12 protein-coding genes are annotated in these 12,000 nt (G+C 56.0%); 7 read left to right on the top strand and 5 right to left on the bottom strand.

Translation table 11 applies throughout. From position 1 onward, the window contains the following. Window positions 1–19 precede the first annotated feature (19 nt). The gene (locus tag FDY95_RS07225) at window positions 20–313 is read left to right on the top strand and encodes a helix-turn-helix domain-containing protein (protein ID WP_138076124.1); all 294 of its coding nucleotides are present in this window, start codon (window positions 20–22) and stop codon (window positions 311–313) included. A 276-nt stretch (window positions 314–589) separates the two neighbouring features. Here the strand turns inward: FDY95_RS07225 and FDY95_RS07220 are convergent, their stop codons facing one another. Continuing rightward, window positions 590–817, bottom strand: coding sequence for an XRE family transcriptional regulator (locus tag FDY95_RS07220; protein WP_138076122.1), 228 nt, complete (start codon window positions 815–817; stop codon window positions 590–592). A 480-nt stretch (window positions 818–1,297) separates the two neighbouring features. Here FDY95_RS07220 and FDY95_RS07215 point away from each other — a divergent pair, with 480 nt between their 5' ends. From FDY95_RS07215 to FDY95_RS07195, 5 genes are all read left to right on the top strand, one after another. Further along, window positions 1,298–2,113: a hypothetical protein gene (locus tag FDY95_RS07215; RefSeq protein ID WP_138076120.1), complete on the top strand. Its 816-nt coding sequence runs from the start codon at window positions 1,298–1,300 to the stop codon at window positions 2,111–2,113. A gap of 443 nt (window positions 2,114–2,556) precedes the next feature. Next, on the top strand, window positions 2,557–2,838 hold the full coding sequence (locus tag FDY95_RS07210) for a hypothetical protein (RefSeq protein WP_138076118.1): 282 nt from the start codon (window positions 2,557–2,559) through the stop codon (window positions 2,836–2,838). A 107-nt stretch (window positions 2,839–2,945) separates the two neighbouring features. Then, window positions 2,946–3,596 carry a BRCT domain-containing protein gene (locus FDY95_RS07205; protein ID WP_138076116.1) on the top strand — a complete coding sequence of 217 codons (651 nt, stop codon included), beginning with the start codon at window positions 2,946–2,948 and terminating at the stop codon, window positions 3,594–3,596. 70 nt (window positions 3,597–3,666) lie between these two features. Further along, window positions 3,667–4,821 (top strand): hypothetical protein, encoded by a 1,155-nt coding sequence (locus tag FDY95_RS07200; RefSeq protein WP_138076114.1) that lies wholly within the window; start codon window positions 3,667–3,669, stop codon window positions 4,819–4,821. 118 nt (window positions 4,822–4,939) lie between these two features. Next, window positions 4,940–8,032, top strand: a complete 3,093-nt coding sequence (locus FDY95_RS07195; RefSeq protein ID WP_138076112.1) for a DEAD/DEAH box helicase — start codon at window positions 4,940–4,942, stop codon at window positions 8,030–8,032. Window positions 8,033–8,066: 34 nt separating this feature from the next. On the opposite strand, the gene FDY95_RS07190 is transcribed toward FDY95_RS07195, so the two are convergent. Next, entirely contained in the window at window positions 8,067–8,363 is a 297-nt protein-coding gene (locus FDY95_RS07190; RefSeq protein WP_138076110.1) for a site-specific integrase, read from the bottom strand. A 131-nt stretch (window positions 8,364–8,494) separates the two neighbouring features. Next, complete coding sequence (locus FDY95_RS07185) at window positions 8,495–8,692, bottom strand: recombinase family protein (protein WP_171025566.1); 198 nt, start codon at window positions 8,690–8,692, stop codon at window positions 8,495–8,497. Between the two features lie 374 nt (window positions 8,693–9,066). On the opposite strand from FDY95_RS07185, the gene FDY95_RS07180 reads away from it, so the two are divergent. Further along, window positions 9,067–9,291: a hypothetical protein gene (locus FDY95_RS07180; protein WP_138076106.1), complete on the top strand. Its 225-nt coding sequence runs from the start codon at window positions 9,067–9,069 to the stop codon at window positions 9,289–9,291. Window positions 9,292–9,925: 634 nt separating this feature from the next. Here the strand turns inward: FDY95_RS07180 and FDY95_RS07175 are convergent. Continuing rightward, on the bottom strand, window positions 9,926–11,260 hold the full coding sequence (locus FDY95_RS07175) for a DUF4041 domain-containing protein (RefSeq protein ID WP_212744864.1): 1,335 nt from the start codon (window positions 11,258–11,260) through the stop codon (window positions 9,926–9,928). A 60-nt stretch (window positions 11,261–11,320) separates the two neighbouring features. Further along, entirely contained in the window at window positions 11,321–11,743 is a 423-nt protein-coding gene (locus FDY95_RS07170; RefSeq protein ID WP_138076102.1) for a TerB family tellurite resistance protein, read from the bottom strand. Window positions 11,744–12,000: the final 257 nt, after the last annotated feature.

Here is a 12,000-nt window from a genome sequence, read left to right as displayed (position 1 = left end):
ATCACTTTCGTTGTAGGTTATGGCCGATTACTTGTTTCAACTCTCGGTAGAGGAAGCCGAAGAATTCCTGGTGCAGTGTTTTATGCGGGCCCTGGCCCGGTCAGGCAGCAATGCGGTGGCGCGATCCGTTGAGACACCCGGGCAATTGTTGCAAATGAAGGAGGTGTGCGCCTTGCTGCGCATCTCGCGCCCCACCTGCTACGAGTGGATGAAAGCCGGCCGCTTGCCCCATTACCGCAAGGGCAGCCGGATCTATTTCAAGCAGGCGGAGGTGCTGGCGTCCCTGGAAAAACCGAAAACCAAGGGCAAATGAGCGCGTGGGGCTCGCAACCAACCGCGCAGCAGTACGTGCTGGGGCAGGTATTGCCCGCCCAACTGGCGCGCAAAAACGAACTCGCGCGGGAACTAAGGTTGAGCCGCGACCGATTTAGGCTCCTGCTGCGGTACATGGAGCGCCGCGTACCAGGCTTTTACACCGGCCGCAGCCGGTGCCTGACGCCCGACCAGCAAGTCGTGATTCGACAATTCTATCAACAGCAACTCAGCACCTGCGGGTGGTAGGGAAGGGTATCATCTGCCGGGCGTCAGTTTACGAGAGGTCGGCGAAGAACTCGGCTAACGTGAGCCCGTGGATGTCCAGTAGGCGCAGCAAGCTTTTCAACGTGAGGTTGCTGCCTTTTTCGTGGCGGCCGTAGCCGACGCGCGGCAAGTCGTGGTCGAAGGCAAACGCCTCGTAGGAGGTGTATCCGGCGGCCAGCCGCAGGTGCTTGAGCTTGTGGGCAATCTGAAGAATTCGGGGATCGGGGGTGTCCGTCACGGCCGCTTTTTGGGCGAAAAGTGGGCCTTTCCCCTCTTCTATGTAACCCTATAAATGACACATATTTTGATACCCATACTTTAGTATGTTAATTTGTGCTTAACGGCGTTCCCTGCGGCACCAGGGAACGCCGTGTTTTTCGTCTATACCCACGCCTGACCAGGACAGATGGGGCTCTACCGGGACTGTCCACCCCGTTGGGGCCCCGCGCTGGCTAGGCGCGACGCTTGTGTCATGTCCGCTTCTTCTGCTCCCCGCGCCGCATGCTTGTTGCCCTACCAGCAACCCGGTGCCCTTGATTGCTATAGCCTGCCGGCCGAAGTGGCGCTGGCCTACAAGGTGCGCGCATTGCGCGCCTTCCTCGATACGTACGCGCCGCTACCTACCCGCGTAGCCTGGGGGTGGGCGGCTGCGTCACCCGAGGGGCCGATACCTGCCTTGGTCGTGACGGGTACCGCTTTGGCGGGGCCGCCGCCCCACTTGACCATTGCCCTCTCCCAACGATCGGCCGCAGCCAACGCACGCGAGCACCGGGCCTTGGCGGCCGAGCGACAGCGGTGGGAGCAGGAACGCGCCCCGGCGCCCGCCCCGGTGGCGTGGCCGCCACTTGCGCACTTCGCCGTGCCGTCGCCGGACGGACTGGTCTGCTCCTACGTCGTACCCGACCCCTGCCCGCCGCACGTGGTGGACGCGTACGTGGCGGAGTTCCTGGGGGCCTACCCGGCGTGGCAGCGCCGCACCTTACACCTGGCCACGGACCGGTCCCGGTGGCCGTACGTGGACACAGCCACCGTCGGGCTAGGCACGGCCACAGGCCCGCAAGCGGCACTGGCGTTTGCCTGCGGCGGCCGAAACCTGGCTGCCCACGATGCGTTGCTGTGTGCCGTGTTTGCAGCGGTGTTCCGCGGCGCGGGCAACCCTGCCCCCGTGCTCAAGGGCTTAGACGAGTTTCCCGACGCCACGTGGGTGTTTAACTACCGCGTGCCGGCCGACGAGCCGCTGGTGGTCAAGGAAAACGTGGCGCGCGCGTTTTGGGAACGCTACCGGGCCGCGCGGCCCCGCGTGATCAGCGGCCGGCCGCAACACGGCCTCCGCGGGTATCTGCTGTTACAAACCGAGCAGCCGGTGGATACAGGCGGCGATTACGCTCCCGTGAGCTTGTGCGTGGTGCTGCCGCGCACGAATGCCGCCGATAACCACAAGGAGTGGCAGCACCTGCATACGTTGTGCTGTGCCTGGCGCCAAGGCCATCCGCTCGATGAACCTTTGGTGGGATTCGGACATCCAGAGTTCTGAGCTGCCAACTCTCTCTGCCGGGGTAGTCAAGTTCGCACTTGATCGTAGGTTTGGTGGGGTTACGCTTAAGATGATGCATCAAGTCATCTTACTGAGTAGCGATAATCTGCCCGCGTTATCGGTAGTAAATCCCGCGTTATCGGTAGTAAATTAAGAAGAACACAGCTTCCGTAAGTGCCTTTTGAGCAACCGAAAACCCTCTATGGATGTGGTTAATCGGATAGCTCACAGGAGCAGAAATCTACTGCTGCATTCGGAAGGGCTAAAGCTACCAAGCGCGGCTGGTTGCGCTTAGTCCTCCAAGCGCTACGGGAACTGCGTTCCCTGGGCATAGGTGGGAAAATAAAGTTGCTGGGCAATGGAGCATACCCATATAGAATTATTGTAAAATTTAATAGCATTGTAGGAATCATATTGGTGCCCCGATCCGATCATCCCGTTACATGCTCCGCTTAACCCGGCCATTGACTGTCTTCGATTTAGAAACCACCCTGAGCGACTTCGGCGATGGCGTGCACCACGGCCGCGGCCGCGCCATTCGCATCGACCCGGCCGCCAAGATGGTGCGCAACGCCGAGGGCGTCATCGTGTGGAATTTCGGCAAGCACCTGGGCCTGCCCGTCACCGAGTCGGATCCGGGCTACATCGCCTGGCTGCTGGGCAAGGACTTTCCGGAAACCACGAAGCTAACCGTGCGCAAAGTCCTGGACCGCGCCTTGGTCTAGCGTCCGACTCCGCGTCCACCGATTTGATTACCCGCTGGTGAGTAGGCGCCTCCGCCCAGATGCTCCACGCGGGTCTGTTCCTATCGCATCCTTTTTCCCCTTGTCTGATGAGTACCTACCCCACCTCGCTGGACCTGGACGGCCAGCCCCTGCAACTCTTCCACCGCGCCAACAACACGGCCAAAGCCGTGGACCAACTCGTGGGCATCTGCACCGGCATCCTGGCCGACGGCGAAGTCAGCGAGCGCGAAGCCATCTTCTTTGCCGAGTGGGTGCGCAAGCACGCGGCCGATACCCCTGTCTGGCCGCTGACAGCCGTGCTCAGCCGCGTGGAGCGCATCTTCGAAGACGGCGTGTGCGACGCCGAGGAGCGGGCGGAGCTCAAGGAAGTCATGGAAACGCTGTGCGGGTTGTCGCAAGCGCCCACGCCCCAGGCAGAGGCGTTGTCGACCACCTTGCCGCTGTGCGTGCCGCAACCGCACCCGTTGGTGTTCACAGACAAGCAGGTGGTGGTCACCGGCAAATTTGCTTACGGCGCCCGCACAGCCGTATTCGACGCCATCGAAGCGCTGGGCGGACGGCCGTCCGATGCGGCCCCAACCCGCACCACCGATTACCTGGTCATCGGCGTGTTCGCCAGCCGCGACTGGATCAACACCAGCCACGGCCGCAAGATTGAGAAGGCCGTGCAGCTGCGCGACAAGGGCACCGGCATTCGCATTCTCTCCGAGGAGCATTGGCGCCAGTTCGTCCGGTAACGTTGCGGTGGCCGGTCACCCGCGCGGAGCGCATTCCCGCTGCAATACCCTTTTCTACTCTGATTTCTGCATGAAACAACTTCTACTCCTATTCGTGTGCAGCTTCGCCGTCCACGTCGGCTACGGACAGCAACTGCTCGACGTGGCGGACCTGACGCTCAAATTGAGCGCCGGCGAAGAGAAAGACTTGTACTATTCGTTTGACGCCAGCGACCAGATCGTCTTCGGCTTCCAGGAAGTCGATCGCAAACCGCTGAAATCCATGGCCATCGTGGAGGAGGCGTCGGGAAGCGTGAAGTACGAGGACTACGAGGTGACGCAGGTACAAGCCAAGACCATCCCCGTCTACAAACGGGGTGTCTACAAATTCCATTTTGTCAACGCCTCGCTGCTGAAGGGAAAGGTGTGCAAAATCCACATCCAGCGGCAACTGGCGCCCGGCAGCCGGCCCGACTTCAACACCTCCGTGCGGTGGGTGGAGAAAGCCGATACGACCTACAACGTGTACACCAAGAAGGTCGTCACCGGCTACCGGGAATACGAAGTACCGAAAACCCGGCGGGTGCTGGCCCAGGTGGACACCGCGGTGGTGCCCGTGCTCAGCCGCGTCGAGCGGGTGCACTCCCAGATGAACCCCGACCACCCGAGCTACTCGCTGATCAACTTCAGCTTGCCGGTGAACGCGGCGGAACCCAACCTGCTGGTGCCGTACCGGACGACGGAAGTCGTGTCGTGGGCCTACAGCCTCGGGGTAGGGGACTCCGGGCAGGCCTGGTACAAAGACGCCAACAAGAAGGCCGCCGCCAAGGGCGCCGTTAAAGTAGGCGTGGCCGCCGGGTTGGCGACGGGTGGCGCTGGCGCGCTGGCCATCCTGGCCATCGAAGGGGTGTCGCTGTTCAGCAATCCGCCGAGCGGCGACAACTGCCTGTTCTCGGTGCTGTTCAGCCGCAACGGCCAGAACTACGCCCTCACCACCGTGGCAGGGAACAGCGTCGCGGCATCGGGCCAGGTGACAGCCCTGAAGCAGGGCACCCTGACGCTGAAGCTCGTCAACGACAACGCCATCGACGCCATCAACGTGGACGTGAACATCGTGGCTTGCGTGGTGACCAAACTCTACAAGGACGAGGCGTACACGGTGAAGAAGAGCGAGCCCATCGAAGAGGTGAAAACGATCAAAGAGCCCAAGGTGGCCATGCGGAAGGTGCCCATGCTCATGGACTGAGGGGGGCGACTTCCGGCGCCAGCACCAGAACGGTTTGGCTGAGAAAGGAGCGGGGCCCTTGCCCATCAGGCGTGATGCAATAGTTAGTTTTCTTCCCCACCATTATCAATCTTTTCAAATGTCAGCCTTCTCAAATGCGTACCAGCAATTCTGGCTCAAGCAACAGATTAAAGTAGAAGAAGAAGTTGTACGGAAAGGATTACGAGAAAACCAAGTAGGAGCAGTTGGGGCTATTCTGGCTCACTTCAGCGTCCGGAAAGATCCTGCGCTGGTCAGTATGCCAACGGGAACGGGCAAAACAGCCGTTATGATAGCTGCTTGCTACGCGCTCCGGGCGAGCAAAATCTTGGTCGTGACACCGAGCCAGATGGTGAGGAAGCAAATTGCCAAGCACTTTAAGCTTCGCAGCGACTTGATCAATAATGAAGTATTGAGTCCAGATAGCCCCGAGCCCCGCGTCTATGAGTTGAAGAACGTCATTCATAGCAAGGCAGAATGGGACGAGATTCTAACGAATCATGACGTGGTAGTAGGCATTCCAGGCACCTTAAACCAAATAGAAGAGTTGCCCCAGGTGCTGGAATCCAATGCTTTTGACGTAGTGCTGGTCGATGAGGCCCACCACAGCCGGGCAAAATCGTGGACCTACTTGCTCACCCACTTTTCGCCAGCCAAAAGGATTCTTGTTACTGCAACGGCCTTCCGAAACGATAAAAAAGACTTAAAGGCTCGCTTGGTCTATAACTACCCGTTAAAATTAGCTTACGACCGAGGGCAGTTCAGTAAAATCGAATACATAGCGGTAGAAACAGCCAGTATTCAAGAGCCTACTGACCGTGATCTTGCCATTGCCAAAAAGACCGAGGAGGTATTCGGTAGCCATCAACAGCATGGCCACAAAATCATCATACGGACGGATTCACGGACCCGTGCTGAACAGTTAAAGCAACTATACGACACGCAGACCGCACTTAAGCTAGTGCTCATCTATAGCAAGCTTGCTCAAGCTACTATAGATAAGCGCATGAAGAAACTCGAAGAGGGTGAAGCCGATGGGGTTATCTGCGTGGATATGATGGGGGAAGGCTACGATTTCCCTTCCCTGAAAATTGCTGCAATTCATGCTCCTCACAGAACCCTACCTATCACCCTGCAGTTTGTGGGTCGAATAAGCCGGACAAATGTTGCAGCAGCGAATACGGCACATATTGTCGCAAGCACGCACGACTTCGAAATTGATAAAATTCAGCTGTTTAAGGATACTCGAGATTGGGCGGCTATCTTACCTGAGTTGCACCGCGCAAGAACTGACCGCACGGAAGAAGAGCAACATTTCTTCGACACGTTGGAGGAAGTTACTCCTCCAGATGACTCTTATGTGGTTGATACAGAAGAGGCATTACTTCTTGAAAACGCGGAGCTAAGGCCCTTTTATCACACCAAAATATATCGTCTCATTCCAAAAGCAATTGCCGAAGTAGACGAGGACGAGGAAGCCCCTGATTTAGTCGACTTAAGTGTCGTCCCTAATTTCAATGGGCTTGCCAATATGAGCCGGGTGATTTTACGGCATCACCACGTCAGTACGGAGTACCGACTCGCGGTATTTGTCCTGGGTGAACTGATTACGCCAGCGTGGTATGGCGCTGATGATAATCTTAAAGATGTCAAGAACAGCTTGATCCTTGTTTACTACGATAAGCCACACAACCTACTTTACTTATGCTCTTCCTTGAAGGATAATGAGCTATATAAAGAGCTGGCTTCTAGCTACGTGGTTGACCGGTTGGCTTTTGCCGAGATTCTCTCGTTGCCGATGCTCAAGCGGATTCTGGCCGGCTGGGAGGGGTGCAAATTTTACAACATTGGCATGCGTAGCCGCAAGGCCAAAGGTAGCAATGAGTCCTATCGTCAACTTTTAGGTGGTAGTACCCAAGAACTGCTCACCGCCGCAGACGCCTTCAATTATACTCGCGGTCATTCTTTTGGTGCTGGCTTTGATTCGGTACTTAGTCAGGAGATGTTACTTGGCATCAGTACCAGTTCCAAGGTGTGGTCGATAGTAGATGGGAAGGTGCCAGAACTGCTTGATTGGCTTAACAAACTAAGCCGCAAGATTTCGGATGCCGAGATGGACAACCTCAAATCGCCGCTAACTGAGCTAGATTGTGGGCGGGACATCAGTGCGTTCCCAATAAGCAACGATAATGCTCTGGTAGCGGCTGACTGGGACGGGTCGATTTACAATCGAGAAACGCGTGTCGCCTTCGTGGACGCAGATGATGAAGTTGTTGAAGAAGCTTTGCTCGTGGCTTGTGAAATCAGCATTTGCCGCGAGGAGTGTACAACAAATCAACTCGTATTCTTCATTAAGCGCGGCCAAACCTCTGCAAAAATCGGTTATCGTATTAAGCCCGACATAGCCTTTTACTATCTCGAATCAACTCCCTGTAAGCTACACGAGACACGAGGCAACAATGTGCTCCGGCAAAAGAGCCTGTTCAGCTTACTCACAGATGCCCCCATTAATTTTTACTTCGAAGATTGGTCAAAGCTTGCCGGGCGCACTTTGATGGACTTCAATACAAGCTTTGACCTTATACCTGAGGGTGCAATACAAGCTATAGCGTGGTCAGGCTTGCAGGTAAATGTCAATCGGGAGTTTTACACAGCGGATGACATCGCCGCGAATGCCTTAGCCGGTGAAACCAGGCTGTCGATTCACGACTACATCGAGCAAATGGTGTTGCCAGACTATGATGTGGTGTACTATGACCACGCCTCATTAGAGGTAGCTGATATCTTAGCCTTTCGCCCTGATAGTATCAAGTTCTTCCACTGCAAAAAGCAAAGTGGAGATGAGCCCAGATGTTCCGTCGATGATATCTACGAGGTATGTGGCCAAGCAGTAAAATCAGCGGTTTGGACCAATAAGAAAGTATTGCTCAACCGCTTGGTTTATCGTAATAAAGAGGGAGACACAGGAAATCGGGTGAAGAAAGGGTCACTTGATAAGCTGCGTGAGATACTGATGAGCATCAATAACCCTAACCTCACGGTGGATATTGTGATTGTGCAGCCAGGCTTGAAAACAACGAATCACACGGGTACTCAGGTCGAAGCTTATCAGCGCATTAAGAAGTTATTTTCAGGCGCACATGCATACTTGCAAACAGTGGGGTCTTGTACACTCTCAGTCCTTGCTTCGTAAGTCGCCTGCTCATGTAGATACTCACTGCGCTTCCTTACAATCCCAGCTTCTGAGCAGCATTATGTCGCCGCACATCGTCTAGGCGAGAATAGCGCCGGATCATGGCCGAAGTCTTGTGCTTGGTTTGGTTCATGATTTCGCTGTCATCAGCGCCGGCTAGCTTGGCTACCGTCACGAACGAAGCCCGCAGGGAGTGGGCGGAGTAGCTAGGTCCCAAGTAGCGTTGCACCACGGCGTTGACGCTTTTATCGGAAAGCCGCGCTTGGGTTAGCCGCTCGCCCTTGCGCAGCGACACGAACACCGGCCCTGCCTCGCGCCCGAGTTGGCGCAACGGCCTGCAGCGAACGAATCGGGCAGACCTTGGCCTCCGGTGAAGCTCTTGAATTGCACGCCAGCAGAGTAGAGCTTCTGCAGGTAGTTGAGCGTCTCGGTCACACCCTCGCGGCTGAAGCGGTCCAGGGCTCAGAACAGCACTACATCGAAGCGGCGCTGATACCCATCGAGAAACAGCTGCTGGAAAGCAGGCCGGTCGGCCGTGCCACCGCTCTCCCCGTCAATGTACTCCTTATGGAGAGTAAAGCCCAGCCGCTCAGCGAAGGCCCGAAATTCGCGCAGCTGGTTCTCGTTCTCCTGCTTCTTTCCTTGAGTACGGGGTCTCACTGGACCAAGAACGGAAAACAACGCTAACGAGTCCTGAACTAGCGGTCCATCTCAAAAAATCGTGCGTTTAAACGCCATGAATGCAGTTTTCGAAAAAAGCAGAGGCTGGTCAGATTGACGTGTAGCTTTGGTTCATCTTGTATCAACGGCTCATACGAGCTTGAAGTACTGACTTGGTGAGACAAACCAGCCCGTTTCTGGTGGGCAAATGATCTTAGCGTTGTTTTGCGTTCCTCGTCTAGTGCGACCCCTTACCCTGCGCTGGCAGGTAGGCGAGGGCATAGCACCGGTGTCCATCCCCCAGGAGGATGCAAGTCGTTAAACTTCCAGGTACAGAAGGTCGTATAAGGCATCCCACCTAATTAATCAACCATATGGGTAATGCTCAAAGCAAACAGATTACAGCTACTTACGTTGGTAAAGGTATCATGGGTAAGTATCAGCCCCACAAGCAATACACCCTACAGATAGCAAGACAAAACGGAGAAGTCCATATCATTCATGCTCCGACCCAGGAAATTGAAACTACTTACAAGAGCGAACAAGACTTCCTCAACGACTGGAAAGACGCCAAGGAAAGAGACCTTCTGCTTGAGTAGAAGATATCACAAAAAAGCCCTCCCGAAAGGAAGGGCTTTTTTGTGATCAGTAATATGGCTTTACTATCCTCGGTGGACTTGGCAGATGAGAATACTCGTAGGTGTACTCGTGCATGGCGGTGATAAGAAAAGGCCTCGCATTGCTGGGAGGCCTTTTTTGTGGTACATGTTATTTGCTGCCAGGCTGTTTTGTCTTGGCCCGCACGTAATCCATGACAACCTTTCGAATGTCTGGCGCTCCGGCAAAGAAGTCACCGACTAGTAGTATGGATTCAGGACCGGCTAGATGCACATGAGTGCCCTTCTTGTCGACGCGAAAGATGCACCAGTCTTCTGCTGCCATTAGCAGTTCCGCTAGGCGCTCAGCTGATGAGTGGTCGAGGGATGATTCTATTTCTGCCATAAGACGTTGGATGAATGTTGTTTTGGCGGTGTGTTAGCGGCGCTTCTGGTAGACCTTCTTGCCGCGACTATTGTAGTGATACACGCCACCTCGTTGGCCGACTTGGCTAAAGTTGCCACGGACAAGTGTATCTACACTGTGGTTGGCCGATGGTTTTTGAAAAGACTTGATCAGGTGCAGGAGAATGGCGACTATAATCGCCAGCAGAAATATGAGCGCTCCTACCATCGGTTAATGAGTAACTGCTTCTTCGAGCATTGCCAAAGTCTTTCGATACTCTACTGCCTCTGCTTCGTGTAGGAACTCAATCTCGCCGTGGTTGGCCTTCACGGCTTCGGCAATCTCAGCCAACGAGACGCGGAAAAACTCCTTCTTCTCATTTACCCGATTCAAGCGCCGATGGTTGAACACCCGGTGCAGGGTATTTTCCAGCTTGGGTGCGTCGTCGCAGTAGATGATGGCGTGCACGTCGAACTGGAACGGCACGGAGGCGTCGCCTAGCTCCTTCACGCGGTCCATGGGTTCGAGCCGGCGCGTCATGCCGATTTTGTACACGTCTTCACCGAAGGAGCCGATGTTGGAGATGACATAGACGTGGCCCGAGCGGGTCAGCTGGGCTTGGGAAATGGCACGCTCCTTCACCTGCTGGGCCGCCGTCAGCTTGGCCTGCAGTTCGCTGATCTGGGCCAGTAGCTTCAGTTGCTTGTCACCCTGAGCCTGAGCTACCTCTTGCTGGGCTTTGCGCAGGGCATCGGCGTAGCGCTTCTCTTCCTTTTCGGCATCGAGGCGCGCTTTCTCCAGCTCACGCTGGGCCAGCTCTTCTTCGCGCATCTGCTCGCGTATCTGGCGTTGCAGCTCTTTCTCAGCCTGTACCTTTTCTTGGTACTCGTGGCAGAGGTACAGCTCCTGCAGGCGTAAGTCTAGGTAGCCGCGGGCAATCGTGCAGCGCTGCGTTTCCACCGTCTTGTTGATGGCCTCGTAGGCTTTGCGGATGCGCGTCTCCATCACGGTCACGTTGTTGTACTTGACCTTGGAGATGGCCGCGTCACACTCGCCGTTGAAGGCCCGCAGCACTAGTTTCAAGGTCTGGGTGATTTGCTTTTTGCCCTCCACCTTGCTCCCGTTCACCGTCCACTCGATGGCGCAAGTGGCCGCTTTCTTGTCGGTGATGAGCTTCTTCTGCTTGGCGTAGACGTCGTCGAGCTTCTGCTGGTACTGGGTAGAGCTGCCGAAGTCGTAGCGGGGCTTGTAGAGGCCGAAGGACTGCAAATCGGCCATCAGCTCTAGGGATTGCAACTCCAAACGCAGCCCGGCCGCCTGGGCGTTGAGGGCGCTCACTTCCCGTTGTTGCTGCTGGTACTGCTGAGCGAATTCTGCCGTTTGCTGCTGGACGCGCTGCTTCTCGGCGTCGACGTCAACAACGGGGCGAAAGCGTTCGGTGAGGGCTTGGTGCTGCTGGGCCAGTTGTGCGTGCTGGGCTTTGGCAGCCTTCAGCCGCTGCAGCACCAGGTAGAGCCCGACGGCCAGGCCGGCGCAGATGATGGTGAGTAGGCCTATGGTTTCCATAGTCATTACAATAAAACGGGCGCCGCCTCCAAAAAAGCGGCGCCCTGTTGCGTGCTGCGGTTAGCCTTTGTTCTTGATCATGATGACCTCCACGATGTTCATGCATTGCTGCGGGTCCAGGCTCAGGGCCTGCTCGGCCGTGCCGACGAAGCCATCCGAGGCAGCGAAGTCTACGCAGTTGGCGAACAGCGTAGGGCGCAACTCGGCGGGCACCTGCGACGCGGCCAGCGCAACGGCTTCCTGGCGGTTGCCGAACTGGATGACCTTGGGTGCCACGCGGCGGTAGATGCTCACCATGTCGTGGCCGCGGTAGAGCGCCTTTTGCTGGGCCAGGGATACCAAGGCGGTGATTTCCTCATCGTCGACATTGCCGTCAGCCGACATGCAAGCGTACAGGACGGCGAAGAAGGCGTCCTGGGGCGTGGTGAAAGGGTTGGCCTGGGCCGTGGCAGCGCCACCGAAGACTTTGTCAAAAAGTCCCATAGAAGGAAAGGGTAGAGGGTGAGAAGATCAAGCGACAAGCAATAGGTGTGGATGACGCATGGCGTCAAGAGCAGTAGCGAAACCTAACTAAATACAAGCTGGACTGCAAATGCTTCTATGTAGCAATAGCAAAAATCCGTGGTAGCACGGATATGAAAATTAGTGGCAGCACGAATACTTATGCGCTGTAGACTCTGGTACTTTGCGGCTTTCTGGTTAGCTGTAGCTACACCAAATTACTGCATTCCCTTTCTTCA

Source organism: Hymenobacter jeollabukensis, assembly GCF_005771675.1.
In the GTDB taxonomy this organism is placed as follows: Bacteria; Bacteroidota; Bacteroidia; order Cytophagales; family Hymenobacteraceae; genus Solirubrum; species Solirubrum jeollabukense.
This window is presented reverse-complemented; position numbering and strand designations above follow the sequence as displayed.

What these genes read in the sequence shown, in the direction of transcription:
- FDY95_RS07225 (WP_138076124.1), top strand. Translation starts at nt 20, where the DNA reads ATGGCCGATTACTTGTTTCAACTCTCGGTAGAGGAAGCCGAAGAATTC.
- FDY95_RS07210 (WP_138076118.1), top strand. Translation starts at nt 2,557, where the DNA reads ATGCTCCGCTTAACCCGGCCATTGACTGTCTTCGATTTAGAAACCACC.
- FDY95_RS07205 (WP_138076116.1), top strand. Translation starts at nt 2,946, where the DNA reads ATGAGTACCTACCCCACCTCGCTGGACCTGGACGGCCAGCCCCTGCAA.
- FDY95_RS07200 (WP_138076114.1), top strand. Translation starts at nt 3,667, where the DNA reads ATGAAACAACTTCTACTCCTATTCGTGTGCAGCTTCGCCGTCCACGTC.
- FDY95_RS07195 (WP_138076112.1), top strand. Translation starts at nt 4,940, where the DNA reads ATGTCAGCCTTCTCAAATGCGTACCAGCAATTCTGGCTCAAGCAACAG.
- FDY95_RS07175 (WP_212744864.1), bottom strand. Translation starts at nt 11,260, where the DNA reads ATGGAAACCATAGGCCTACTCACCATCATCTGCGCCGGCCTGGCCGTC.
- FDY95_RS07170 (WP_138076102.1), bottom strand. Translation starts at nt 11,743, where the DNA reads ATGGGACTTTTTGACAAAGTCTTCGGTGGCGCTGCCACGGCCCAGGCC.
- FDY95_RS07180 (WP_138076106.1), top strand. Translation starts at nt 9,067, where the DNA reads ATGGGTAATGCTCAAAGCAAACAGATTACAGCTACTTACGTTGGTAAA.